Below are 23437 nucleotides of genomic sequence, written 5' to 3'. Positions count from 1 at the left end.
GTAAGGGTGAAATGAATAAAGCGGATTGCATTGTAAGCCGTTTTACGGATGTATACGGAAGGCTTATGAAGTATCGTATGACATTTTTCCAGCAGGGGCGTGGACAGCCGCCTTACATCTAAAGCCAGGCACAGCCTATTTCACTATGGACAGGTTCATCGTTTGCAGGCTGACCTGCTCATCCATCCAATCTTGCCTTCAAAAGTCGTGATATGAAGTGGCAGATGCCCATAACAGAGCATATGATGCCGGAGATGAACGTTAGAGGAAGGAGCAAGCTGCATGAGTAAAAAAGGCAATAAGAAGGTTCCTACACCGAAACTGCGGCATGTGAGCCCCAAATTTAAGGAACTGGAACTGACCGAACGCCGTGCAGGCACCATGAATTCAGGTCTAACCCAGAATAGGGAAGAGCGCTTGAATACAAATAAACCGGATTCGAGAGCGAATCAGGCACCCGAAGAATTCTTGAACGAATCAACGGAACTCCCTGCCTCTATGAACGAGCTGGAGGACCTGGTTATCGCAGGCGAAACGAATGATCCGGAACCTGCCGCATCGGATAGTGAGGATGCCCAGACGCAAGATAACCAAGAAAAGCAAATTCAGGTGAGCAGTGTGGCTTCGCTTGCTCTGGAAGAGCAAAACCTCATCCAGCAGGAGACCGCAGGTAGAGACCGGTTGGAGATTCTGAACCAGAACCAGATGCCGGGCCATACCGGCCACTATATCTACACGGATGATCTGAGTGATTTTGCAGTTACGGAAAGCAAGCTGGCTCCATTCTCTGTGGATGACTCCAAGCTGAAACCGGGTGCAGTCGGCAGTGAAGCATTGCAGGATTATGCGGTGACCAGCATTCACATTGCAGACGGAGCGATTGTCTCTGCCAAACTTGCAGAGGCTTCGGTATCCGAGGAACACCTGATTGATGGCTCTGTGTCCGGTCACAAAATACGCAATGCGTCAATTGCCGGCGAGAAAATCAAAGACGGCAGCATTACGTCACAGAAGCTCGGCAATCAGGTCATCGATTCGGCCAAAATTGCCGATGGCTCCATCGGCACCAGACATCTCAGCCGCATGCTGGTTACGGAAGATTTAATCAAGAATCATGCGGTAACCGGAGATAAGATCGCCATTAGCGGTGTGGATACCCGGCATCTCACGGGAGGCGCCGTGCATACGTCCAAACTGGCTGACGATGCAGTGACCACTTCCAAAATTCGTGAAGGTGCTGTCACAGGCAGCAAGATCGAAGATAACTCCATTGAGTCTCACCATATCCAAGAGGGAGCAGTGAAACAGTCCCATCTGGCGGAAGGAGCAGTCGGGCGTTCGCAATTATCGATTGGCAGCATTGGGAGCGATCAGATCGAGGATGGATCCATACAAACCAGACATTTGGCTGAGGGTTCACTCAGTGGAAAGCATTTGCTGGATGGTTCCATCGGTTCAAACCAGATTCGTGCACAGGCGGTGGGTAAGGAACAGCTGGGCAAAGGGGAAGTCGGCAGTGAACACCTGGCTGAGGGAGCCGTAACCAGCAGCAAGCTGGCAGACCAGTCGGTTGGAACGGCAAAATTGCTGGAGCAGTCGATTACGGCTTCCAAGATCTCGGACCAAAGTGTCATTGCTTCCAAAATTGCGGATGAAGCAGTACAGGGCAAACATCTTGCCAAAGGCTCCATTCGAGCAGAACATATCGTTAATCGGGGAATTACACCGGTACATGTGGATAATGCTGCGATTCACTCGATTCACATTGCAAGTGGAAGCATTGAGGCACCTCATTTGTCTACCGGAAGTGTGTCCGGAGAAGCGCTTGCAGATGGCGTAGTATCCGAGCGGCATCTGGCTGAGGCTGCGGTGGGTACGTATGAATTACAGGATGGTGCAGTGACAGACGTGAAGCTTGCGGATGAAAGTGTGACATCCGAAAAACTGGGAACAGCATCGGTTAGCAGCAGAGCGCTCGCTCCGGGAAGTGTCGCATCCTCGCATCTTGCAAACGGTGGTGTTACGGGTACACATCTGGCTCCAGGAAGCGTGGGGTCCGAGGCCCTGAGGCCATATGCCGTGAAATCGGAGCATCTGACGGAACACGCCGTAGGTGTCCCTCACCTTCAGCCGGGTAGTGTTGAAACGGATGCCATTGCACGTGCGGCAGTTACAACGGACAAATTGGCTCCTGGCAGCATCACTTCCGCTCAGCTGGCGGGAGGGTCCATTTTTCCGCCGCATCTGACAGATCATTCGGTTACCTCCCCCAAGCTCTCACCAGAGAGTGTTGCTACGGATAAACTGGCGAATTTTGCTGTCACATCAGCCAAACTGGCCGACGGTAGCGTGACTTCTTCCAAGATCATGGCAGAAAGTATTAACGCCAAGCATATTCCCGCCGGAACCATACGCGGGTATCATCTGAAGCAGCATGCTGTCTCTCTGGAACATTTATCGGAGGAAATACGTTCACCGGAATTATTTGCCGATGGCAGTATCACAGGCAACAAACTACGCCATGGGTCCGTAACTGCAGACCACTTAACAGCAGACTCGGTATCGGGGACCGAATTACAAGAGAATGCCATAAGCAGTAAGCATCTGCAGGCTTCCGTTGTGCAAACGGAACATCTGGCAGAGGGCAGTGTGAAGTCCGACCATCTGGGTCAGCATGTCGTAAACTCAGAGCATCTGAAGCCAGACATTATCCATGGTGAGCATATTGCTGAACAGGTCATTACTTCCCATCACCTGGCTCCGGGGTCTGTTGAAACAGACCATCTGGCACCTTTATCCATCACAGCAGCTCACCTTCAGCCCGGCTTGATCAGTGGGCTTCACCTTCAGGCAGAGTCGACAAGTGCGGTTCACCTGCAGCAGGGCGCAGTACATTCCCGCCATATTCAGGATGGTGAAATACTTCCGCATCATATTCATGAACGCAGCATCGGAACGGCTCACCTGGAGGAAGAAGCAGTAAGTACAATTATACTGCAGGAAGGAGCAGTAACAGGCTCCAAGCTGGCAAGCGGCAGTGTGGATGGCAGCAAATTGGCCGCAGGAACGATTGAAGCCGCCCATATTGGAGACGAGAGTGTGCAGTCCCGTCATATCCAGGAGGGAGCCATCCTCGCAAATCATATTCAAGAGGGCAGTATTGGCGAAGCCCATCTGGAAGAGGAGTCGGTAAGTGCGATTCATTTGCAAGATGGGTCGGTAACGAGTGCGAAGCTGGCGGAAGGCAGCATCAGCGGCAGCAAATTGCTCGAAGGAACGATATCCGCAGCTCATATCGCAGCGGAAAGTGTGCAATCCGAGCATATACAGGCAGATGCAATCCATGCCGATCATATTCAGGAGCGGAGCATCGGTACAGTTCATCTGGAAGAAGATGCGGTAAGTGCAATTCACCTGCAAAATGGATCTGTAACGAGTACCAAACTGGCCGACGGCAGTGTGAGTGGAAGTAAGCTGCTCGAAGGTGCGATATCCGGTATTCATATCACCTCCGAAAGTGTGCAATCCCGTCATATTCTGGAAGGAGCAATCCTTGCTGACCATATTCAGGAGCGCAGCATTGGCACGCCCCATCTGGAAGAGGAAGCGGTAAGTGCGATTCATTTGCAAAATGGATCTGTAATCAGCGCCAAACTGGCCGACGGCAGTGTCAACGGAAGCAAGCTGCTTGAGGGAGCCGTATCCGATATTCACATTGCAGATGATAGTGTGCAATCGCGGCATATCCAAGATGGGGCCATCCATGCTGGCCATATTCAAGAGTGCAGCATCGGCACAACTCATCTGGAAGAGGAGTCGGTGAGTGCAATCCATTTGCAAAATGGATCTGTAACCAGTGCCAAACTGGCCGATAGCAGTGTAAGCGGCAGCAAGCTGCTGGATGGAACGATATCCGGAATTCATATCGCAGCGGAAAGTGTGCAATCCGGGCACATTGAGGCAGGTGCCATCCATGCCAATCACATCCAGGAGCGCAGCATCGGCACAAACCATTTGGAAGAGGAAGCCGTAAATGCGGTTCACCTGCAAAATGGGTCCGTCACGAGTGCCAAACTGGCCGATGGCAGTGTGAGCAGCAGCAAAATACTTGAAGATACGGTAACGGGAGTTCATCTTGCATCGGAAAGCGTGCAATCCCGCCACATTCAGGAAGGAGCCATCCTGGCTGGCCATATCCAGGAGAACAGCATCGGCACGGTTCACTTGGAAGAGGAAGCCGTAAGTGCGGACCATCTGCAAGATGGGTCGGTTACGAGTGCCAAACTGGCTGATGGCACCGTAAGCAGCAGCAAATTGCTTGAAGATGCCGTATCCGATGTCCATATTGCGAATGGAAGTGTGCAATCCCGGCATATTCAGGTGAAAGCCATTCATGGCGATCATATTCAGGAACGCAGCATTGGAATTTCCCATCTGAAAGCCGAATCGGTAAGTGCAATTCATTTGCATAATGGCTCAATCACAAGTGCCAAACTGGCTGATGGGAGTGTAAACAGCAACAAATTGCTTGAAGGTGCAGTCGCGGCTGCCCACCTGGCCAACAAAAGCGTGCAATCCCGTCATATCCAGGATGGAACGATTCTGGCTGATCATATTCAGGAACGCAGCATCCGCACATCCCATTTGGCAGAAGAATTGGTAAGCGGAATTCATCTGCAGAATGGATCGGTAACGACTGCGAAGCTGGCAGACGGCAGCGTAAACGGCAGCAAATTGGCTGAACAAAGTATTACCTCTAGTCACTTGAACGCGGGCATTGTAGGCCCAGCGCACTTGAGCGAAGAGATCTGGAATGCGATTCGACAGTTTAGTGGAGAGACGTTGGAACAGCTGGCAGCGATCAAAAGGCAGGAAGCCTTGCTTCAGGGGGGAAATGAGGCTGCACAGCCAACGCCACCGGCGATCCTCGGAGAACTGGGTCAAAAACAGGAACAGCCGTCACAAGTGAATCAGCTTGGAGGAACAGTGGCGGATTCCTCGAAACCAGATAACGGAATCCAGCCACAGTTTCAGGAGCCACCACGTGAACTTGCACAGGAAACTGGTGCAATTACGGAGTTTAAGCTGAGTGAGCAGGCGGTAAAGCAGGAGCATCTGAGTGATGGTGCTGTTGGAAGCAGCCAGTTGCAGCTTGGAGCAGTTGGTCCGGAACACCTGTCATTCCAGCCGGTTCGCAGTGTGAGTCGTCAGCCGGTCGTTCAGCAGTTCGGCATGGAGGCCTTTATCCTGCCTGAAAATGAAGTATGCGTTGAGGTAACCATCGCATTCGAGCAATCATTTGCATCAGAACATTATGTGATTGTAGGAATGAGTAATGATCGCGGATTCCAGGTATCATTGCTGTCCCAGAGTGAGGATGAAGCGGTATTGGAAGTGTTCCGTACACCTGGATGCAAGCACACCTATGGTTTGTTGTCCTGGATTGCAGCGGGTCCTGCAAATTAAAAGAATACGTCAATTCACGAAGTTCATGCACAAAAGCGGTTCCTGGAATTGTCCGGGATACCGCTTTTGTTTCTATATCAGAAGGTCCTCTAAAAAAGTGAAGGAGGAGGCTGAATAACTCTTTTCCTGCCAGAAGCTTATGGAAATCAAGGACAAACGCCGTTTCCACTATTCCCTAATTACATAGAATAACGTGTACTCCCTTGGCATGTTGAGTATTTTTGAGGGTGGGAGGTGACAGTATTGCAGCAGCGTCGTCGTACTGTTCATTCAGCCGCCAAAGTAGTGAGCCGAAAGAGGAAGCAGTTGCACAAAAGACGTGTAAAACCCGTGAGCAAGAAGGGTGCGGGAACCCCCAGATACGTCATCCCCCCAATACGGGAGGAAATCCATCCAAACATCCCCATGCTTTCGGTGATTATACCGGCAATGAATGAAGAAAAGACGATTGGCAGAGTTGTTAGGCAGGCGCTTCGCATCTGCAGGGATTCCGAAGTGATTGCCGTTGTCAACGGCTCAACGGACGGCACGGCAGCAGCGGCACAGGCAGCAGGCGCAAGAGTGCTTTTGTATACAGAGGCTCTGGGTCACGATGCAGGAAGACGAATGGGGGCAGCGGCTGCCCGCGGAAGAATCCTCCTTTTTACCGATGCAGATATCCCCATACCTGCAGAGCAGCTTGCTCCCTATGTGCAGGCCATATTGGATGGAACAGATGTAGCGCTTAACGATTATGACGGTCCGGTTAAACGAAATCCTGTACATCCAGTGGTGGAGGCCAAGCATGTCCTGAACAGCATCCTGGCCAGGCCGGACCTGCAGGGGGCTTCAATGACAGCCATTCCGCATGCGCTAAGCCGCAGGGCACTTGATGTTATAGGCGTTCCTTCGCTGGAGGTTCCTCCGCTTGCATTAGCCAAAGCCGTATCGAGTGGATTAGAGGTACGCGCCGTTCATCATGTACCTGTCGGTAAAATGAATGCGGTTCGGGTGAAACGGCGAAGCGGGCCAGATCCGCTGAGCCAAGTGGTGCTGAATGATCATCTGACAGCGATCAGGTGGATCACCGACGAACTCGGTCCACGCGGAGGGTATTCCGACCTGCAGCGTGTTCGCTGTCTGACGAGGTGAGAAAATGAAAGAACGTTCGAGAGTTGTCCGCCATCGTCGGACGATGAAAAGACAACTGGCGTCCAGACGGAACATTCCCGGGAGAAGGCGGCCGAAGGGTAGAGCAGCCAAAGCTCCAGAACCTCGTTTGAATGCAGTATGGAAGTTGGGTCATCAGGCAGGACGCAGTGCACCTGAAGATAAAGCGTTGGCTGCCCAACATGTACGTCTCGCCTGGCGTGAGCACTGGCAGTCCATCTCGGGAGATTTCGGAAGCTATGAAGCTGCCATGCAGGCAGGGAAAGCATATATGCAAGGATACGTGCAGGGTGCAGGATATCCAGTGGATATTGTTCCACTCCCCCTCCATCATTCTGCTGCCGCCGTTGTCTGTGCGTGCAATGAAGAACGGACACTGGGTAAAGTAATGGCACAGTTAAAGCGGCTGCCGCTGAAGGACATCATTGTTGTGTTGAATGGAACAACGGACGACAGTTTGAATCTGGTGCTGGCCGAGTCCGATATAACCCTTGTGTATGAACCGGATCGGGCAGGACATGATGTGGGCCGCGCACTTGGAGCGAAGATGACCGAAGCGGAAGTGATTCTTTTTGTGGATGGGGACATGGTGCTTCCGGCAGAACAGCTGGCTCCATTTCTGTATGCAGTAGACCGTGGAAGCGATGTGGCCCTGAATGATCTGAATTCATTGCTGCCACCGTTTGCCCGGCAGGATGATGTGAGCCGGATCAAGGCGTATCTCAACCGTACTCTCGGAAGACCTGATCTGGGGTCCAATTCCTTGACTGCCGTCCCGCATGCTCTTTCCCGCAAAATGGTTATGACTGTTAAGCCTGAGTCCCTGGCAGTCCCACCGAAGGCGCAAGCCATGGCGATCCGGCACGGTCTTAGCATCACGGCGCCTTGTCAGGTGGACGTGATTCGCTCCAATCGTTTGCGTACCACGAATACAGGCAGTGGTAACGAAGTCGCGGGATTGATCATTGGGGACCATCTGGAGGCGATTGCAGCCTGGATGGCTTCAGCAGAGCATGGGCCAGATTCGCGGATGTTATCCCGAGCTGAAGTGGCTTACAGGAGGAACGCCCGATGACACTGACAAGTATCGTGATCCCAACGTATAACGGACTGGACCTGCTGAAGCCGTGTATTGATGCCATTCGGGAGTATACCGGAGCAGGCACGCCTTACGAGATTGTGGTTGTAGATAACGGTTCCGTCGATGGTACGGCAGCCTATTGTGCCCGTGAGCGAGTCCGATTTGTTCGATTACCGGAGAACCGGGGGTTCCCAGCAGCCTGTAATGCCGGGCTACGTGCGGCTTGCGGTGATGAGCTGCTGCTGCTCAACAATGATGTCACGGTGACCCCGCGGTGGCTCGAAAATCTTCGGTTCGGACTCTACAGTGAAGCAAACATCGGAATCACCGGTCCGGTAACCAATTATGCAAGCGGGATTCAGCAGGTTGACCTGGACTTTGGGAGCATGGAACAGTTCCAGCAATTAGCGGCAGCCAACAATGTCTCCGACCCAACCAGGTGGAAGGAAGTCAGCCGCATCGTAGGACTGTGCATGTTGTTTCGGAGAGAGGTCATGGCGTCCATCGGATTGCTTGACGAAGCCTATTCGCCTGGACATTATGAGGATGATGATTATTGTTACCGGGCTCGCATGCAAGGGTATCGACTGCTTGTATGCAGAGATGTACTTGTGCATCATCGCGGCAGCGCGAGTTTTCAGAAGACGGACCCGGCTGCATGGAAGCAATTGCTGGAACGTAATCGCTCGATATTTATCCATAAATGGCATGTCGATCCACTTGAATATATTGAGACATCCGATGAGGGAGGGAATGTGGAATGAAAGGTGTAATTCTTGCTGGAGGAACGGGAACACGGCTGTATCCTCTGACGCGGCTGATTAACAAACATCTGCTTCCGGTCGGTAAACATCCGATGATTGTGTATGGCATCGACAGACTCCGTCAGGCGGGTATTGAGGATATTTTGATTGTAATGGGCAAACATTCGGCGGGACTGTACACGGAGTATCTGGGCGGCGGAGCCGAGCTTGGAGTTCGGTTGACCTACCGGATTCAGGAGCAGGCGGGAGGCATTGCTGAAGCACTTGATCTGGCAAAGTCCTTTATTCTTCCTGGTGAAAAGTTTGTCGTACTGCTGGGTGACAATCTGTTCAGTGATGATCTGAAACCTTATGTTGATCGTTATGTGCAGCAGCCTGCGGGAACAGCACGTGTGCTGCTGAAAGAGGTGGATGATGCCAGACGTTACGGTGTACCTGTCTTTGACGCGAAGCATCCGGAGCGCATATCGTACATTGAGGAGAAACCAAGCCAGCCGAAAACCTCTTACTGCGTAACGGGGATTTACATGTACGATGATCATGTATTCCATCTGATTGACGGCATTACGCCTTCTGCACGCGGGGAGCTTGAAATTACGGATGTCAATAACCACTATGCCTCTGCTGGAGGCCTGGAGTATGACATCCTGCAAAAATACTGGAGCGATGCAGGTACCTTCGAATCGCTGCAGGAGGCTGCAGTCCGCATGAAGGGACAACTGCCATAACATCATGCGCTTGATGCTGCCGCTGTGCGGTGCCCCATGGGACCCGAGTAACCTGCGCCGGAGCTGGAAGGAGGCTCCGGCGCTTTGTGCAGCGGCGCCCCCGTGCATGTCAAGGGAGGGAATGCCATGAGAGTAGCGAAACGGACCGGGCACACGGAAGCCAAGGCGATAGGTAAGCCGCGAGGTACTCGCCCGGCAGCATTTCAAGGGCAAGGCGTTCTGATGGTGACAGGAACCCCAGAGGCTGGAACCCGGCGGGCTGCCGTCAAGCCCGGGCATCGCACTGCGCGTGCCCCGGCGGGCGCACGTACTGCTGTGCCGCGTAAGCCTGCCGGCAGGAAGGCCGATGCACGCCGCCGCTCCGCTGGCAGGCGAGGGCATGCCGCGGCTCACAGCCGCCGCCGCGCAGCACCCCGGCGGGCGCCGCGCCCGGCTGCGCGACGTGCGCCTGTGCCCGCACCGCAAGCCAGCACGCCGAAGGCGGTGCCTGCCCGCGGTGCGGGCACGGCCCCGCTAGGGGCGACACACCACCCGAACGGTGGTGTCGCCCCCGCGGGGCAAGCTGGCGCTGCTGCTGCACATGCGGGCAGCGCCAAGGCCCTGCCGCCTGCAGAGCCGGCAGGCGCACCCGGCGGCTACGCCGAGGGCTACCGCGACGGCGTATTCGCGGGCGGAGAAGCGCTGGTGGCGCAGCACATCCCGCCGGACCACATTCTGCCTGCCGTAGCGGCGGCAGATCTGATCGCGGCGGGTTTTCGCCAATATGCGCCCAGCCTCACCCGTCTGGCCAGCCCCCACGAGGTGGCTGACCAGATCCGGGGGGCGCTGGATGCACAGCGGCCCCTGTCGGTCGTTCGCCTCGGAGATGGCGAACTGCTGACGCTGGCAGCCGATACGGTGCTGCCCGGCGAGCAGGTGCAGGAGCTGGCACCGTTCCTGCCTTACGCAGGGGTGCCGCGCTCCGTTCCCGAGATTCGGGCTGCGCTGGCCGAAGCGATACAGGGGGCGGATTGGGTAGGCGTTCCCATCTCGCGGGCGCCCACGTTTCAAGGCTTGTTATTCCCGGTGATGCGCCACTTCGGGATTGACTGGTCCCGGTTGAAGCTGACCAGTTCCACAATCAACTATAGCCTGCACCAGACTGGGCTGCTGCTGCCTATCCTGCAAGGCCGCCGCGTGCTGGTGATCGGCAGCCAGGCGAGCGGGCTCGGTGCACTGCTTCTCAGTCACGGGATCCATGTGACGGGCATGATTGGTTCCGTTGCCGGGGTTATGGATGTGCCCAGGGTGGTGCAGGAAACGGCAGCGCATTCCTTCGATATTGCTCTGGTTGCTGCAGGGGTTCCGGCCGTAATCCTGTGTCGGCGCATTGCCGGCGAACTCGGCAGGGTTGCTCTGGATTTTGGGCATTTGGCTGATAAATTGGTTACAGGAGAGCTTCATCTCTAATGGAGTCTGGCGGATGGTTGACGAGACGCGACGCATCCGGACGAGGGGAAATGGAGGAAGCAACATGAGCAAACCAGGTATTATCTCCAAGCATCGGGGCTCCGGACCCGCCAAAGTTGTTCTGCATTCCGCTGGAAAGAGCGCAGTGCGGAAATCGGGGCAGAGAGGGAAAGGCAAGCGGGGGGCCCGAGCTGTCAAACTGTACAAACAAGGGTACAGTAGGGGATACGACGAAGGGGTTAGACAGGGTCAGAGTTCGTTTGGATTGTTATTTGAAGGAGTCAGCATCATTATTCCGACCTATAATCAGCGGGAGTATGTCCTTAAATGTGTATCCAGTATCGAGAAGCATACGCCTGCTCCCTACGAAATCATTGTAGTGGATAATGGTTCGAAGGATGGAACGGCAGAAGCGATGCTGCGTAAAGGCGGCATGGTGAGAGTGGCTGCACTGGATGTCAATCGCGGATTTGCCGGAGGTGTCAATCAGGGTCTAATGATGGCGAGAGGCCGTCATATCGTGGTGCTGAATAACGATACGCTGGTCACGCCAGGCTGGCTTGATAACATGATGGCCTGCCTGGACAGTGATCCGGAGATTGGCCTGGTCGGCCCAGTCACCAACTATATAGGAGGCGATCAGCAGATCGATGTTCCGTATTCCGAGGTGCAGGATATGTGGTCCTTTGCCGCCAGACACAACCGGCCTGACCCTGGTAAACACCGGGTAACCGAACGGCTTGTCGGCTTTTGCTGGCTGTTCTCACGAGAGCTGCTGGAGCGGGTGGGATATCTGGATGAAGGTTATGCGGTGGGCAACTTCGAAGATGATGACTGGATGATTCGGGTGAAGCTGGCAGGATATAAGCTTGCGGTCGCAGGAGATGCCTTCATTCATCATTTTGGCAGCGTCAGCATGAAGGCGCTGGGCGAACCAGATTTTGCAGCTGTGAACAAGGGGAACGAACAATTTCATTCCAGGAAGTGGGGAGATCCTCACGCTCTGGTCGCAAAAACATTGCAGCTGGCACATCATATGGCACAGGAAAATTCATCGGCAGTGCCGGATTCCGCCCATTTGGGCAAAGCCAACCCGCGCCAGCAATTGTCCACGAAGGGCAGTCAGGACGGGGGACCGAAGACAAGACGCAGCAGCGACTTTTATCCGGAAGGCTGCTTCGTGTCCGATGCGAAAGGCGATGTATACCGTCTGGCGGGAGGACTGCGCCGCAAGCTGAATATTCCGGTACCGCGCGGCATATCCCCTGTTCAGGTAGCCAAGCCGGATCTGCTGGGGGTCCCTGCTGGAGACCCTGTAGTGTCTGCAAGTGAAATTCGGGGCTGGCCGCTTGAAGTGAGACATGTGCATGTTTCATCGATTCATGACTCGGACACGGGTTGGACGGAAGGCTGTATCCTTGCGGCAGCTGATGCGCCGGAGGTTCGCTATCAGATCAGCGAGGGCAGACGGAGAAAGTTCGCAACGGTGTATGCAGCAGAACGATGGGGCGTACATTCCGGTCATGTATTGAGCGTGTCTCCGGAACAGCTGCATGCAATTCAGGAAGGCTTGCCCATCATCGCACCGCCGCAGCTCTTAAACGAAGATCTGTAAAGATGAGGCTCGCTGTGAACCGGTTCGGCATGATGCGAGATGTAATGTGCAGCATACGGCTCCATTTCATTTCGCATCCAGGCTTTCCATAGGTTACATACAAGGCAATCATATGTTTATAGATGGTTGAAAAGTAAGCGATTTCATTTTACACTATGACCAATTGAATCATCGCAGAGCTAACTTAAGCTGCGGTATGGGGATGGTGCATGATGAAGAATGAAAGCATTGTACTGGCCGAACGAATAGCCAGTCATTTTTTGCAGGAAAAAGTTAAGGCAGCACATCAGATTGTTGGGAAGGGTTTCGTCAATCAGGTTTGCGTAGTTGAGACGGAAGGTCATCAAGTGGTTGTGCGCATGAACGACAAAGACGAGTATCCCATCTTCGTGAAAGAAAAATGGTGCATTGAGCAAGCCGCCGCCGCTGGGATTCCTGGTCCAGAGACGTTATCCGTTGGAATCACGGATGAAACAGCATATATGATTCAAACGGTAGTCCAAGGGGATAACGGACTGGAAGCAACAATAGACCCCATTGCTATCTGGAGAAAGCTCGGCGAGTACGCCAAACGGATTCATTCCATTCCGGCGGAAGGTTTCGGAGAACGGATGGACCCTGTCTCGGGTACATTTTATTCCCCGCCGCATGCGGGATCAGATGGCAGCTGGCAGGGATACGTCCAGTACAATATCAATAGCTTGACAGAGCATGATCCCTTAATTGAGCTGGGTGTACTAACTCAAGCAGAATCGAAAAGGGTAAGACAGTGGTTCGAGCGTTTGAAAATGGAAACGTTCCGTTTTGGCCTGTGTCATGGTGATCTCTCATTGAAGAACACGATGGTTGATTTGGCAGGTCAAATTACACTATTGGATTGGGGAAATGCAGAAGTCACTGTGGTGCCGTATGGCGATATCATACATATGATTCGATGCCAGATCCATGGAGAAGGGCCAAACAGTGCAGAATTGGAAGCCTTTATAGAGAGTTACGGGCTGAATGAGTATGAGCTGGATCAGATGAGACTTGTGATGGTCTTGAAGACCTTTGATACGCTTCGATGGGCTATCGATCAAAGTCCGGATGAGGTTGATTTTTACGCCGGGATGGCCCGGAAAGTCCTTACTCTGGTCAAAGAAGCAAGCAGAGACGGATGGATGTAATCGCTTTATCAAAAAAATAAAATTTAATCTTTCTATGCTGCTATAGGTTTATTCTATTAGCAACTCCATTGACGCTTGAGGGTACGAAGAGTACATTTATAGCCATAATTCTTATTTAACAGGTAGGAATTAAAGGTCTGAGGCGTGCCTCGATCTTATCCTTGAATACAATCAGGAGGGTTATCGATGTCTACATCACCCAAAAAAGTAGTGCTATGGAGCAAAACAGGCTGTCATTTCTGTGGAGAGGTAAAAGCGTTTTTGACGTCCCGGAATCAGCCTTTTGAGAACATTGAAGTGGAAGGCAATGATGTGCTGAGGGATGTGCTTGAAGCGAAATACGGCATTCGGCATGTTCCTGTGATTGAAGTTGGAAGAGAAGGGAAGTTTGAGGCTTTGCTGGAACCGGATTTGGAGAAGCTTGCCGTGCTTTTGGCCCATCCGGATGAGGCAGCAGCGGTCTGACGTCCTTTGCACTATCGGATTAAATTCGTCGTTTCCGGCTATAGCAAGCTGCTGGGACAGTGGAACGTAGCCGGGAGCGTACGAATGACCTGTCTTATACAGATCTGTGATTTATATATAGAAAAGTTCTATTAGTCACCCCGTTGACCCTTTCACAGGGCAGTGATAAGATTTGTGAAATTATTAAACTGACCAAACTCATAGGAATAGTTACTTTTGAGTTAATGTAAATGTCGTGTCTTGGATCCTGATGCATCATCCTAAATCCAATATGAGGGAAGGCGGAATGTATATGACGGCAAAACGCAGTTTGAAATTTGGAGCCATTGTTCACGGTGTCGGAGGCAGCATGACCACATGGAGACACCCGGAGGTTCAACCGGATGCGAGTGTGAATTTTGAGTTCTATAAGCGCCAGACGCTGAAAGCGGAAGAAGGTAAGTTTGATCTCGTTTTTATTGCCGATGGTCTGTACATCACCGAAAAATCCATTCCCCACTTTCTGAATCGGTTTGAACCGATCAGCCTGTTGTCCGCCTTGGCAGCCGTCACTTCGCGGATTGGTCTGGTAGGAACGCTCTCCACGTCCTACAGCGATCCGTTTACGGTTGCCAGACAGTTTGGTTCGCTTGATCTGATAAGTGACGGCCGCGCAGGCTGGAACGTAGTTACCTCCCCGCTTGAAGGATCAGCCAAAAACTATAGTAAAAGCAATCACCCTACCCATCCAGAACGATACCGAATTGCAACAGAATATTTGCAGGTAACCAAAGGCCTGTGGGATTCATGGGAAGATGATGCGTTTGTCCGAGACAAGGAGAGCGGTGTTTTCTTCGATCCATCCAAACTGCATACACTCAATCACGAAGGGGAGTTTTTCTCCGTACAGGGACCACTGAACATTGCCCGTTCACGCCAAGGCCAGCCGGTGATCTTCCAGGCAGGCTCCTCTGATGATGGCAAGACCCTTGCAGCGAAAGAAGCCGATGCGGTGTTTACCGGACATGATTCGATCGAGGATGCACAGGCTTTTTACAAGGATGTCAAAACGCGTGCCGCTTCCTATGGACGTTCCTCTCAAGATATCGTCATTCTGCCAGGCATCAGCCCGATTGTAGGACGGACAGAAGAAGAAGCCGAACGTAAATACGAGGAGGTTGCCAGCCTCGTTACGATCGACAAAGCGCTGGATTATCTGGGACGTTTCTTCGAGCACCATGACTTCTCCCAATATCCGCTGGATGAACCGTTCCCTGAACTGAACGGCATTGGCAGCAACAGCTTCCGCAGCGGCACGGATAAAATCAAGAAGGATGCCAAAGAGCAGGGATTGACGCTGCGCGAAGTGGCATTGCGTGCGGCTACGCCGAAGAGCAAATTCCTGGGTACACCGGAACAGGTAGCTGACAAAATACAGGAGTGGTTTGAAGCAGAGGCCGCTGACGGGTTCATTATCCATTCGGAATTGCCAAGTGGTCTGTCTGATTTTGTGGAACTGGTCGTTCCGATTCTGCAGGATCGCGGCATTTATCGTACGGAGTACGAGCACGATACCCTCCGTGGCAATCTCGGTGTGCAGATTCCGGTTAATCGTTATACGGCTGCCCGGGAGCAAGTGCAGCAGGCATAAGAATCAAGTCTGCCGGGAGATGAAGGTCCAATAAAGATAAATTTCAGCAGCGTGGTTAAATGCTATGAAAATCATCCGAGTACGGACCCTTTTAATCAAACGTTGCATGTTAAAACCGACTTATCTCATAGGTTATATATAAAATAAAAATGACACCTGTATACACAGAGGGGGAAACGATATGAACAGGTCTATCGCATGGATGAAATGGATGGCACTGGCAGCAGTATTGGTTATGGTATTGTCCGGCTGCGGTGCGGGCAGCAGCTCCAGCGGTGCGGCTCAGGCATCTGGTGGTGAACAGGCGAGTCAAGCGGAGGGAGGGAATCTGACTTTCGCTCTCGCAACTTCACCGGATACGCTGGACCCTCACCGGAGCGGGCTTGCCGTTACGGTACGTGCCATCCGGACCATTTACGACAATCTGGTGGTGCAGCTGCCTGACGGTTCCATCAAACCATGGCTTGCCACGGAATGGAGCGTATCTGAGGATGGCAAGAGTTACACGTTCAAGCTGCGTGAAGACGTGAAGTTCCACGATGGCACGCCGTTTAACGCAGAAGCCGTGAAGTACAACCTGGATCGTGTCATCGATCCTGCCACCAAAGCTGCCAATTCCCTTGCGCTGATCAGACCCTATCAATCTTCCGAGGTCATTGATGAATACACCATCAAGGTGAATCTGGAAACACCTTCACAGGCCTTCCTGGGCAACTTAAGCCAGGCCCTGCTGGGTATCGTGTCACCTACAGCTGCCAAGAAATATGGCGATCAACTGGGCAAAAACCCGGTGGGCACCGGACCATATACCTTCGTGAAATGGGATGAAAATGCGGATATCGTCGTTGCCAAAAACAAGGATTACAACTGGGGCCCAGAGACGGTTGAAAATAAAGCCGCACCTCATCTGGATACGATCACGTTCAAAATTGTACCAGAGGAAGCGACACGGATCGGAAGCGTACAGAGCGGTCAGGTACTCGCTGCAGAGACCGTTCCTCCGCAAAATGTTGCGGCTCTAAAGAATGACCCGAACCAGCAATTGCTGCAGGCCAATACGGTGGGACTGCCGTATACTCTCTTCTTCAATCTGCGCAAAGCCCCTTGGGATGATGTGAAGGTCAGACAGGCGGTACAATCCGCCGTAGATGTGGAATCTATCGTCAAAACGTTGTATCTGGGCAACTACGAACGAGCCTGGTCCGCATTGTCTCCTGGCATTCTGGGTTACGATGCCTCACTGGAAGGAAGCATCAACTCGGACATCAACAAAGCCAATCAGCTGCTGGATGAGCAGGGCTGGGTCAAGGGTGCGGATGGCATACGTGAAAAGGATGGTCAGAAACTGACGCTGCGTTATGTGGATGGTTCCCCAAACCGGGAGAAGCGCAATGATATCGCCGCCATCATTCAGCAGCAGCTGAAACAGGTTGGCATCGCCGTTGAAGTTGAGATTACAAAAGACATTGCCACTGTCATTTATCAGAACTGGGACTATGATCTGTATGGCAACAGCCAGGTCAATTCCGATCCGAATGCCCTATACGCCTTCTATCATACGAGCGCAGAAGGGGAGCGTCCGACGCTGTCCGGGTTGTCTGATCCGAAGATCGACGAGCTGCTGGAACAGGGAGCGGTGGAAACGGATCCCGAAAAACGTGTGAAGATCTATAACGAGATTCAGCAATTTCTGATTAATCAGGCGGTCATTCTACCGATCTATGTATTCCCTTATACGGTAGCAGCATCCAAATCCGTTCAGGGAGTGAAGTTTGATTCGCTTGGGTACCCATTGTTCAACGACGTGCGAATTCAGCCATAACATGAGCAGCCCATCACGCATTCAGGAAGGAGACGACCCGGTATGGTTCAAACGATACTGACTCGGCTTGCAACATCACTATTTGTAATATTCGGAGCTTCGGTGCTGGTGTACTGCATCATGTATCTTCTGCCGGGTGATCCGGTTCTGCTCATGCTGGATCCATCCTCGGCTACACCGGAGATGATCGAGAATTTGCGGGCGCAGCTTGGCCTGGATCAGCCATTTTACATTCAATTTGCGAACTATTTCGGCGACATGCTGCGCGGCGATTTTGGCAAGTCCATGATGAACTCGGATCCAGTGCTTCCCAAAATTCTGGAACATTTCCCGGCCACCCTGGCACTGACGGCACTGAGCTCCATCATTGCGATTACCATCGGCATCACGCTTGGCGTGCTGTCCGCCATCCACCGAAATGGCGTGATTGATTTTATTGCCCGTCTTGTTGGACTGTTTGGTATCTCCATGCCAACGTTCTGGACCGGCATTCTGTTGATCCTGCTGTTCTCGGTTCAGCTCGGCTGGTTCCCGGCCATGGGTTCGGAGGGCTTTGGCTCATTGGTTCTTCCTGCAGCCACACTGGGTCTGGTTGGTGCAGGTTTCATCGTACGGATGGTACGTAACAGTATGCTTGAAATCATTAATGAACCGTTTATCGTCGCCTTGCGTGCCAAAGGGCTTACGGAGCGAACGATCATGTACGTTCACGCACTGCGCAATGCACTGATTCCGGCCGTAACGGTCATTGGCATGTTAATTGGGGATCTGCTCGCGGGAACCGTCGTGGTCGAAACGGTATTCTCCAGACAGGGAATCGGCCGAATTATTGCCGATGCCTTGATGGCGAAAGACCTGCCTGTTGTACAGGGCGTTGTCTTTTTTACGGCAATCATCTACGTGGTGCTGAATCTGCTGGTGGATATCTCGTATGCCTATATCGATCCAAGGGTCAGACGTGCAGTACGTACTTGATCGGTGAGGACCATCTGTACTTTGAGGGATGAGGAAGGAGGACTCTTATGAGCATGAAACCATTGGTGGGTGACAAAAAGGCATGGACCGGCAGCAAAGGGCGTGTACGCCTATGGAATCGCCGTTTGGGACGTCAGCGCTTCTCGTTCGCGGTTTCCCGGTTATTCTTTTATGCAGCGCTGCTGGTCGTGTTATTCACCGTTACCTGTGCCATCGTTCCGGGCTGGATTGCTCCTTATGATCCAACTCAGATGATAACGGATGCGATCCTGCAGGCACCTTCTGCTGCGCATTGGTTTGGAACGGATTATTTCGGAAGGGATATCTTCAGCGTCGTCGTGCACGGCAGCAGGGATTCACTGCTAATCGGATTCGCATCGGTGCTTGTCGGAGGCCTGGTGGGAAGTGCACTGGGGATTATCTCCGGGTATGCTGGTGGAATGGTGGATACGGCGATTATGCGTACTGTCGATATTCTGATGGCTGTGCCGGGAGTACTGCTGGCCTTGTCCGTAGCTGCGGCACTGGGTCCTGGACTGCTTAACATTGCACTGGCTGTTGCGGTAGCCTCCATTCCGGGATATGCACGGGTCATGCGCGGGCAGGTGATGTCGGTCAAAAGCCTGCCGTTTATCACAGCGACACGATCGCTTGGCGGCTCTAATGGGCGTATTTTCTGGCGGCATGTCCTGCCGCATTCCCTGTCTCCTCTGCTTGTGATGGCAACATTGGGAGTGGGTACTTCCATCCTGACGGGTTCCGGTCTCAGTTTTCTTGGACTTGGGGTGTTGAAGGAAATTCCGGATTGGGGAGCACTGCTCTCGCAGGGACGCGGTTACCTGACCGTAGCCTGGTGGATCTGTACCTTCCCTGGACTCGCCATTACCATGTTTGTACTCGCAGTGAATCTGATTGGAGACGATATCCGTGACCGGCTGGATCCAAGAGTAAAAGGAGCGGCTTGACCGCTATTCCAAGGAGGAGATTAATGATGTCTCATGTCGTTATTATTGCCGGAGCACCTTCCAAACGTTCGCGTTTGACCGGCCTAACCGATTATAGCAGCAATAAATTAACCCAAGCAGGCATTTCTGTTGAGGTGATACATGTAGCGGATCTACCAGCTGAAGACCTTGTGCAGGCCCGGTTCGACAGTTCGCATGTGCGAGACGCGCTTGCCGTGGTTGAAGCAGCAGACGCGGTCATTGTGGCTACGCCTGTGTATAAAGCATCCTACTCGGGTGTACTGAAGCTGTTCCTGGATCTGATTCCACAGGAGGGGCTTCGCGGTAAAGTGTCACTTCCGCTTGTTATTGGCGGCTCCATTGCGCATCTGCTGGCTATCGATTATGCATTGAAGCCTGTACTGGCCGCACTCGGGGGAAGACATATTTTGGGTGGAGTTTACGCAGTTGATCAAGGCGTAGAGCGTCTGGATGACGGGAAATATGCGCTTTCGGCCGACATTACAACCCGATTGGACCGTTCGTTGGATGAATTGATATTGACACTGGAAAAGGATGGTATTACGATTGCTTAAAACCAAGTAAGTTGATTGGTTAAATTGATATAAGGTCAAACATCTGTGGACCTGGATGCGGAGGCGCTTATGAATATTGAGAACATTGAAGCGTTTGTATATATCAATCATTACGGAAGCTTCAATAAGGCTGCCGAAGTACTCTTTTTGTCCCAACCATCTGTAACGGCTCGTATTCAATCGCTGGAACGTGAGCTTGGCTGCAAGCTGTTTGATCGGCTTGGCAAACAGATCGTGCTCACGGATGAAGGGAGAAAGTTCCTTCCATACGCGCAGCAGGTGCTTCAGGTTATCCAAAAGGGCAGGCAGAAGATTCAGCAGCGCCGGACCACACCAGACGCGCTGCGTCTCGGCAGTACCGTATCGGTATCCAACTATGTCATTCCAGACTTCCTGCCCAAAATCAAGGAGGCCTATCCTGAGGTCAACATCAAGCTCACAACGGCTACAACCGATCAATTGATCGCAAAGCTGCTGAATCAGGAGATTGATCTGGCATTTGTACGCAAGGTCATGCACCCGGCCATACGTACCATTGCTTTTTATGAGGACCCGATCCAGCTGTATGTTTACAAGGGACATCCATTTATAGAACGCGGACACGTCAGCATGGAGGCGATTCGCAATGAGCGGCTGGTTTTCTTCGAATGCGGTTCCCTGGACTGGCTGCGTATTCACCGTGCGTTCGACTCCCTAGACCATCCGCCGGATATTACATATCATGTGGACCATTCGGAAACGGCGAAGAAACTGGTTCTTCAGGGAGCGGGTATTGCCTTCCTGCCGGGACTAACGGTGCAGAAGGAAGTGCAGGACCAGGAGCTGTTTCCCATTCAGGTTCATGAAGTTGCTGGTGTATCGTTGCAGATTAGTGTCGTGACGTTAAAAGAAGAACATTCACCGTTTGCAGAGCCCTTTGGGGAGCTGCTGAGGCAGTTATAGAAGCAAGAACGGGCTTGGCAGCCGAATACGGCAGCACAATTGGAGGAGGAGAAACGTATGGGGATTCGTCTTGGCATATTGGATCAGACCCCAATCTATGAAGGGGAGACTCCGGTGGATGCATTCCGGCACACTATTGAGCTGGTAAAGCGTGCAGAGCAGCTTGGATTTCACCGGTTCTGGGTATCGGAGCATCATGATTCAGGACATGTGGCAGGTTCTTCGCCAGAGGTACTGATTTCGCATTTGTTGGCACATACAGAGCGAATTCGTTTGGGTTCCGGCGGAGTGATGCTCCAGCATTACAGTCCTTACAAGGTTGCCGAGAATTTTAATGTGCTCGCAGCGCTTGGACCGGGAAGGATCGATCTGGGCATAGGACGTGCGCCAGGAGGACTGCCCCGTTCTACGCAGGCTCTGCAGCAGGGTATTCAGGAGGCAGCTTCACTGAAGGAGAAAATACGTCAAGTGAAGCAGTATATTGATAATGAACCGCATGCAGATAAATCCCATCCACTTGCTGGTTTAAGTGCTGCACCTGTGTCCGAAATACCAGCCGAGCTGTATGTGCTTGGGGCAAGTGTCGATAGCGCTGGCATGGCGGCAGAACTAGGACTTCCTTATGTGTTCTCCTTGTTTATTAATAGCAATATCGAAGTGGCACAAGAAGCCCTTCGTGTCTACCGTGAACAATTCAACCGTTCAGAAGGCCGGGAGCCTTACGCCGTTCTTGCGATCTCCTTAATTGTGGCAGAGAGTAAGGAAGAGGCTGAAGAGCTGGCAAGTGAGCATATGCTGGTCAAGATCCACCTGGAGAATGGCAAAGTACTGACGGTTGGATCAGTGGAGCAGGCAGAAGAATTCGGACGGCAATCTAACGAGAAATATCGCATTGAGGTTCTGGAGCCGAGTGTAACCCGCGGCACGAAGGAAACGGTGGGTCAGGCTCTGCAAAAGTTTCAGGCTGAGTTTGCCGTGGATGAGTTGATTATCACAACAGCCACACGTGATTTCGCGAAGCGCATTCGCTCTTTTGAATTGCTGCGCGAGGCACTGGATGAACAGGGACTGGGTGAATTCTGGAGTGAATCCGAACCTGCGCAAGCGGCTATTGGTTAGGTGAGGATTAAGAACCCGCTTTTTTTTGCAGCACATAGATGACGATGAAGGAGGCAGCATTATGAAGAGTGAGCTGGAACAGCCCAAGCAGCAGGCAGGGCAAGAAGAAAGAGGCAAGCAGCGTATCCCTGCTGAAACCGATGAAGCATTTGCGGAGCGGCTAATCGCGATTCGGCGGCATCTGCATCGCCATCCGGAATTGTCGGGCGAGGAAAGGGAAACAACGGCCGCCATCCGCGGCTGGCTGGAGGAGGAAGGGGTACGTATCGCAGATGAATATTCACTGCGTACGGGTCTTATTGCCGAAATCGGACAAGGGGACGGCCCTGTCGTTGCCCTCAGAGCTGATATAGATGCTCTGCCGATCCAGGAAGAGACGAAGCTTGAGTTTGCTTCCCAGGCCGCAGGCAAAATGCATGCTTGCGGGCATGACGCACACACGGCTATTCTGATTGGTGCTGCACGATTGTTGAAACAGCGGGAGTCCCAGCTGCTGGGCAAAGTAAGGCTCCTGTTCCAGCCTTCGGAGGAAAAAGCAACGGGCGCACGGCAGGTTATTCAGAGCGGAGCGCTGTCTGACGTCCGTGCCGTGTTTGGTCTGCATAACAAACCGGATCTTCAGGTCGGTACAGTCGGTATCCGGGAAGGAGCACTCCTGGCAGCGGCGGATGGTTTTGTAGTAAACGTCGAAGGGGTGGGCACACATGCTGCGGTACCGGAAGCAGGAATCGATCCGATTGTTGTTGCCTCGCATATTGTAACGGCTTTGCAGGCAATAGTGAGCCGCAATGTGGGTGCACAGGAGAGCGCCGTGATTAGCGTGACCAAGATTCACAGCGGAACAGCCTGGAATGTCATTCCCGATCAGGCTATATTGGATGGCACGGTGCGTACCTTTGACGAGAAAGTCCGTGCACGTATTCGTGAACGATTCAACCAGGTCGTGTCTGGTGTGGCGGCTGCATACGGTACACGGGCAACGGTTCGCTGGATTCAGGGACCACCTGCGGTGGTTAACGATGCTTCGCTGGCTTCCGCGGCGGAACAGGTAGCGGTTCAAGTGGGATTAAACAGCGTAACACCGCTGCCCTCTCCGGCTGGTGAAGATTTCTCCTTTTATCAGAAGGAGGTTCCAGGCCTGTTCCTTTTCCTCGGTACATCGGGACCGCATGAGTGGCATCATCCTGCATTTGACCTGGATGAACGGGCACTGCCGCTGGGAGCGCATTTGCTCGCTGCTTTGGCAGAGCAAGCACTGCAAAACGTGCAGCTCCAGCGTGACTAATGTGACATATGTAAGAAACAAATGCAACGCAACGCAGAGACGGTTACCCGCATGGGGTGATCGTTTTTTCTATGCTGCTTGGTAGAGGAAGGAATGCCAAACAATGAGATGGATGCAAAACGAAACATGAGTAGCTCAGGATATAAAAGCATCAAGTTACTACGGTACAGGAAGCTTATAGGGTTGTTTCAAAATGGAAAAATATTGTTGACGGCCTCAATTTTGTATGCTATATTTTTCT

Annotated in this window: 17 protein-coding genes; all 17 read left to right on the top strand. The window is 52.6% G+C overall.

Annotated elements, in window-relative coordinates; genetic code table 11:
* Positions 1-282 precede the first annotated feature (282 nt).
* Positions 283-5466: a WIAG-tail domain gene (locus AC3WQ3_RS08770; protein WP_492472001.1), complete on the top strand. Its 5184-nt coding sequence runs from the start codon at positions 283-285 to the stop codon at positions 5464-5466.
* 243 nt (positions 5467-5709) lie between these two features.
* Complete coding sequence (locus AC3WQ3_RS08765; protein ID WP_336782955.1) at positions 5710-6597, top strand: glycosyltransferase family 2 protein; 888 nt, start codon at positions 5710-5712, stop codon at positions 6595-6597.
* A 4-nt stretch (positions 6598-6601) separates the two neighbouring features.
* Positions 6602-7690, top strand: a complete 1089-nt coding sequence (locus AC3WQ3_RS08760; protein WP_492472000.1) for a glycosyltransferase family A protein — start codon at positions 6602-6604, stop codon at positions 7688-7690.
* Positions 7687-8460, top strand: a complete 774-nt coding sequence (locus tag AC3WQ3_RS08755; protein WP_127538962.1) for a glycosyltransferase family 2 protein — start codon at positions 7687-7689, stop codon at positions 8458-8460. The genes AC3WQ3_RS08760 and AC3WQ3_RS08755 overlap by 4 nt, the downstream gene beginning before the upstream one ends.
* On the top strand, positions 8457-9188 hold the full coding sequence (locus AC3WQ3_RS08750) for a sugar phosphate nucleotidyltransferase (RefSeq protein ID WP_336782951.1): 732 nt from the start codon (positions 8457-8459) through the stop codon (positions 9186-9188). The genes AC3WQ3_RS08755 and AC3WQ3_RS08750 overlap by 4 nt, the downstream gene beginning before the upstream one ends.
* Positions 9189-9872: 684 nt before the next feature.
* Positions 9873-10637, top strand: a complete 765-nt coding sequence (locus AC3WQ3_RS08745; RefSeq protein ID WP_492471999.1) for a GT-D fold domain-containing protein — start codon at positions 9873-9875, stop codon at positions 10635-10637.
* Positions 10638-10701: 64 nt separating this feature from the next.
* The gene (locus AC3WQ3_RS08740; RefSeq protein WP_492471998.1) at positions 10702-12252 is read left to right on the top strand and encodes a glycosyltransferase family 2 protein; all 1551 of its coding nucleotides are present in this window, start codon (positions 10702-10704) and stop codon (positions 12250-12252) included.
* A 212-nt stretch (positions 12253-12464) separates the two neighbouring features.
* Positions 12465-13418 carry an aminoglycoside phosphotransferase family protein gene (locus tag AC3WQ3_RS08735; RefSeq protein WP_492471997.1) on the top strand — a complete coding sequence of 318 codons (954 nt, stop codon included), beginning with the start codon at positions 12465-12467 and terminating at the stop codon, positions 13416-13418.
* Positions 13419-13604: 186 nt separating this feature from the next.
* On the top strand, positions 13605-13883 hold the full coding sequence (locus AC3WQ3_RS08730) for a glutaredoxin family protein (RefSeq protein WP_492471996.1): 279 nt from the start codon (positions 13605-13607) through the stop codon (positions 13881-13883).
* Between the two features lie 292 nt (positions 13884-14175).
* Entirely contained in the window at positions 14176-15513 is a 1338-nt protein-coding gene (locus AC3WQ3_RS08725; protein ID WP_492471995.1) for an LLM class flavin-dependent oxidoreductase, read from the top strand.
* Positions 15514-15694: 181 nt separating this feature from the next.
* On the top strand, positions 15695-17335 hold the full coding sequence (locus AC3WQ3_RS08720) for an ABC transporter substrate-binding protein (RefSeq protein WP_492471994.1): 1641 nt from the start codon (positions 15695-15697) through the stop codon (positions 17333-17335).
* 42 nt (positions 17336-17377) lie between these two features.
* A complete protein-coding gene (locus tag AC3WQ3_RS08715) occupies positions 17378-18310 on the top strand; it encodes an ABC transporter permease (protein WP_095361321.1) in 933 nt (310 codons plus the stop codon).
* Positions 18311-18357: 47 nt separating this feature from the next.
* Positions 18358-19275 (top strand): ABC transporter permease, encoded by a 918-nt coding sequence (locus AC3WQ3_RS08710; RefSeq protein WP_336782940.1) that lies wholly within the window; start codon positions 18358-18360, stop codon positions 19273-19275.
* A gap of 26 nt (positions 19276-19301) precedes the next feature.
* Positions 19302-19850, top strand: coding sequence for an NADPH-dependent FMN reductase (gene ssuE, locus AC3WQ3_RS08705; protein ID WP_110756483.1), 549 nt, complete (start codon positions 19302-19304; stop codon positions 19848-19850).
* Between the two features lie 69 nt (positions 19851-19919).
* Positions 19920-20792 (top strand): LysR family transcriptional regulator, encoded by an 873-nt coding sequence (locus AC3WQ3_RS08700; RefSeq protein WP_095292004.1) that lies wholly within the window; start codon positions 19920-19922, stop codon positions 20790-20792.
* Positions 20793-20849: 57 nt separating this feature from the next.
* Positions 20850-21911, top strand: a complete 1062-nt coding sequence (locus tag AC3WQ3_RS08695) for an LLM class flavin-dependent oxidoreductase (RefSeq protein ID WP_492471993.1) — start codon at positions 20850-20852, stop codon at positions 21909-21911.
* 61 nt (positions 21912-21972) lie between these two features.
* Positions 21973-23196 carry an amidohydrolase gene (locus AC3WQ3_RS08690; protein ID WP_492471992.1) on the top strand — a complete coding sequence of 408 codons (1224 nt, stop codon included), beginning with the start codon at positions 21973-21975 and terminating at the stop codon, positions 23194-23196.
* The last annotated feature ends 241 nt before the right edge of the window (positions 23197-23437 follow it).

The organism is Paenibacillus sp. FW104-T2 (genome assembly GCF_058789975.1).
This window is presented reverse-complemented; position numbering and strand designations above follow the sequence as displayed.